This window comes from Mycobacterium sp. TH-M15 (assembly GCF_057473705.1).
Genome location: NZ_JBYCLB010000003.1, coordinates 1 through 3893, shown reverse-complemented (window position 1 = coordinate 3893; position 3893 = coordinate 1). Strand labels below are relative to the sequence as shown.

Below are 3893 nucleotides of genomic sequence, written 5' to 3'. Positions count from 1 at the left end.
GTCGCGGCAGCGCCGACGGCGGTCTGCCCGGCCGCCGGCGCACCGCCGCCCGCTCCGCCGGGCAGCAGCATGTGAAACGACGTCCCCGGGGGGTCTCCGCCGGGCACCGTCTCCTCGATGCCGATCGCGCCGCCGTGCTTGAGCACGACCTGTTTGACGATCGCCAGCCCCAACCCCGACCCCGGCATGGCCCGCGCCGAGTCCGACCGGAAGAACCGCTCGAACACCAGGTCTCGCTCCTGCGGTGGGATTCCGGGACCGTGGTCGGAGACGACCAGGTCGACGTGGGCCGGGTCGACCCGGGTCATCCGCAGCTCGACCCGCCCGCCGGACGGACTCCACTTGGCCGCGTTGTCCAGCAGGTTCAGCACCGCTCGGGACAGCCCGGCGGCGTCCCCGTACACCTGCCACGGGATCACGTTCACGTCGAAGGTGACGTCGTTGCGCCGCCGCCGGACCCGCTCCATCGTGCGGTCGATGATCTCGGCCATGTCCACCTGCTCGAACACCGCCTCGCGCCGGTCGTCGCGGGTGAGGTCCACCAGATCACCGACCAGGGTCGTCAGCTCCTCGATCTGGCCGGTGACGTCGGCCCGCAGCTCCGCCATCTCCTGCTCCGGCAGCGGTGGCGCACCGGGGGCCATCGCGGCCATCAACAGCTCGGTGTTCGTCCGCAGCGAGGTGAGCGGCGTCTTCAGCTCGTGGCCGGCGTCGGTGACCAGCCGAGCCTGCCGCTCGCGCGACTCGGCCAGCGCGCGCAACATCGCGTTGAACGCCTCGGTGAGCCGGGCCAACTCGTCGCTGCCGTGCACCGTGATCGGCCGCAGATCATCGGTGCGCGCCACCCGCTCGGCCGCTTTGGTCAGCCGGCCCACCGGCCGCAACCCGGCCCGGGTGACCATCCAGCCCGCGGCCGCGGCCACCGCCATGCCGATCGCGTCGACGATCAACAGCACCCGGCGCAGCTTCACCATCACCGCGTCGGTGGGGGCCAGGCTCTTGGAGACGACCAGCGTGCTGTGGCCGTCGGGCAGCCGCACCGCCAGCACCCGCTGGCGGGAGACGGTGCGCTGGGATTTGAACAACTCGCCGCGGATGACCCGCCGCTCGGGTGAGTCGATCGGCACCCGCTGACCCGGCTGGTTGGCGGTGTAGATCGACCGCCGATCCGGGTCCACCAGCATGGCGTTGACATCGGAGTACGCGGTGCCCTCGATCGCCTTGCGCGGATCGACGGCCAGCGAGCCGCTGGCGATCAGCATCTCCACCCGGCTCTGCAGCTGGTTGTCGATGTCGGTGTAGAGCGCCGAGCCCACCACCCGGTAGACAGCGAACGCCACCAGGAACACCACCAGCGCAACCATCGATATCGCCAGCAGCATCACCCGCGATTCCAGCGACAGCGATCGGTCCCCACGCCGCGGGGTGCTGAGTCGCCGGGGAAACAGCCGCATCAGGCGACCGGCCCCCATCAGGGGGGTGTCTCGCGCAGGACGTATCCCACCCCCCGCACGGTGTAGATCAGCCGCGGCTCACCCTCGGCCTCGGTCTTGCGGCGCAGGTACCCGATGTAGACCTCCAGCGCATTGCCCGAGGTGGGGAAGTCGAAGCCCCACACCTCCTCGAGAATGCGGCTGCGGGTGAGCACCCGGCGCGGATTGGCGATCAGCATCTCCAGCAGGGCGAATTCGGTGCGGGTCAGGCTGATCCGCCGTTCACCCCGGGTGACCTCGCGGGTCACCGGGTCCAGGGTCAGGTCCTCGAAGCTCATCGGCGCCGAATCGGCGACCTCCTCGGCGGTGGTGCGGCGAAGCAGCGCCCGCATCCGCGCCAGCAGCTCTTCCAGCGCGAACGGTTTGGGCAGGTAGTCGTCGGCACCGGCGTCGAGTCCGGCCACCCGCTCGGAGACCGAGTCGCGGGCGGTCAGCACCAGGACCGGCAGGTCGTCGCCGGTGCTGCGCAGCTGGCGACAGACCTCCAGGCCGTCCAACCGCGGCATCATCACGTCCAGGATCATCGCGTCCGGTCGGTCGTTGCTGATCGCGTCCATCGCCTCGACACCGTCGGTGGCCAGCGAGACCGAGTAACCGTTGAACGACAGCGACCGACGCAGCGACTCCCGCACCGCACGATCGTCGTCAACAACCAGAATCCGCAGCGGCATCGGTGTCATCCAATCGTCTCGCGAACTGCCGAGTGGCGGCCCTGTATTGGTTATACCGGTATGTCAGCGACGATCGAGATCAATCAGGCCCAGACGCGCGGCTTTGAGTAGCCGACGGGGCACTTTGTGCTGCTTTCCGGCGACGGAGACGTTGACCAGCCCCGCGCTTTCGGCTTTCCACTGCGCGCGGCGGTGACGGGTGTTCGCACGCGACATCCTGCGCTTCGGCACGGCCATGGTGGGACTTCTTCCTTGCTAGGGGGTGGTTACCGGGTCGGAGGTGCTGCCGGGGCCAGAACCAACGGCGCGACTCCAGCGAGGATAGCCGGTGACCAGCACCCGCTCCAAAATGGTAGTCTCGGGCGATCCAAGGCTGACCGACCAGTTGGTTGAAGAGGTGGTACATGACGGCCCCGGTCCGGATCGGGAACTGCTCGGGCTTCTACGGCGACCGGCTGTCGGCGATGCACGAGATGCTGGCCGGCGGGGAGCTCGACTACCTCACCGGGGACTACCTGGCCGAGCTGACCATGCTGATCCTGGGCCGCGACCGGGCCAAGCACCCGGAGCGCGGCTACGCACGGACCTTCCTGACCCAGCTCGAGCAGTGCCTGGGGCTGGCCCACGACCGCAGGGTGCGGATCGTCGCCAACGCCGGCGGACTCAACCCGGCCGGCCTGGCCGACGCGGTGCGCGAGCTCGCCGACCGGCTCGGCATCCCGGCGAAGGTGGCCCACGTCGAGGGTGACGACCTGCTGTCCCGGGTGCAGCCGCTCGGCCTGGCGGCCGGCGGGCCGGCCACATCGGGCGACGTCACGCCGCTGACCGCCAACGCCTACCTGGGCGCCTGGGGAATCGTCGACTGCCTCAACGCCGGCGCCGACGTGGTGGTCACCGGCCGGGTCACCGACGCTTCGGTGATCGTCGGCCCGGCCGCCGCGCACTTCGGCTGGGCACCCACCGACTACGACCGGCTGGCCGGCGCGGTGGTCGCCGGCCACGTCATCGAGTGCGGCGTGCAGGCCACCGGCGGCAACTACGCGTTCTTCACCGAGCTGCCGGCGATCCCCGGCCCCGGGAGTCTGCTGAACGCCGGCTTCCCGCTGGCCGAGATCCACCCCGACGGCTCGTCGGTGATCACCAAGCACCCCGGCACCGGCGGGCTGGTCAGCATCGACACGGTGACCGCACAGCTGCTCTACGAGGTGACCGGCGCCCGGTACGCCAACCCCGACGTCACCGCCCGGCTGGACAGCGTGCAGCTGGCCGGCGACGATGCGGCCGGTCCCGACCGGGTGCGGATCTCCGGGGTGACCGGCGAGCCGCCGCCGCCGACGCTCAAGGTCTCGCTGAACGGCATCGGCGGCTTCCGCAACGCGATGACGTTCATCCTGACCGGCTTGGACATCGAAGCCAAGGCCGCACTGCTGCGGCGCCAGCTGGAGTCCAGCCTCACCGTCAAACCGGCCGAGCTGCGCTGGACGCTGGCCCGCACCGACCGCCCGGACGCCGACACCGAGGAGGCCGCCAGCGCGCTGCTGCACTGCGTGGTCCGCGACCCCGATCCGGCCCAGGTCGGTCGGAAATTCTCCGCGGCCGCAGTCGAACTCGCGCTGGCCAGCTACCCGGGCTTCGCCCCCACCGCGCCGCCGGGCGACGGCCAGATCTACGGCGTGTACACCCCCGGCTACGTCGACGCCGGCCAGGTGGCGCACACCGCGGTGCACCC

General features: G+C 70.7%; 4 protein-coding genes. 1 reads left to right on the top strand and 3 read right to left on the bottom strand.

Annotated elements, in window-relative coordinates; translation table 11 throughout:
• From AC2VNT_RS00055 to rpmF, 3 genes are all read right to left on the bottom strand, one after another.
• Positions 1-1454: HAMP domain-containing sensor histidine kinase (locus tag AC2VNT_RS00055; RefSeq protein WP_486944921.1), on the bottom strand; the 1454-nt coding region annotated here is incomplete at its 3' end.
• 17 nt (positions 1455-1471) lie between these two features.
• Positions 1472-2158 (bottom strand): response regulator transcription factor, encoded by a 687-nt coding sequence (locus tag AC2VNT_RS00050; RefSeq protein WP_486944920.1) that lies wholly within the window; start codon positions 2156-2158, stop codon positions 1472-1474.
• A gap of 69 nt (positions 2159-2227) precedes the next feature.
• Complete coding sequence (gene rpmF / locus AC2VNT_RS00045) at positions 2228-2401, bottom strand: 50S ribosomal protein L32 (RefSeq protein WP_486944919.1); 174 nt, start codon at positions 2399-2401, stop codon at positions 2228-2230.
• A 167-nt stretch (positions 2402-2568) separates the two neighbouring features.
• Between rpmF and AC2VNT_RS00040 the strand changes: the two genes are divergently transcribed.
• A partial coding sequence (locus AC2VNT_RS00040; RefSeq protein ID WP_486944918.1) for an acyclic terpene utilization AtuA family protein occupies positions 2569-3893 on the top strand: 1325 nt, incomplete at its 3' end.

What these genes read in the sequence shown, in the direction of transcription:
- rpmF (WP_486944919.1), bottom strand. Translation starts at nt 2,401, where the DNA reads ATGGCCGTGCCGAAGCGCAGGATGTCGCGTGCGAACACCCGTCACCGC.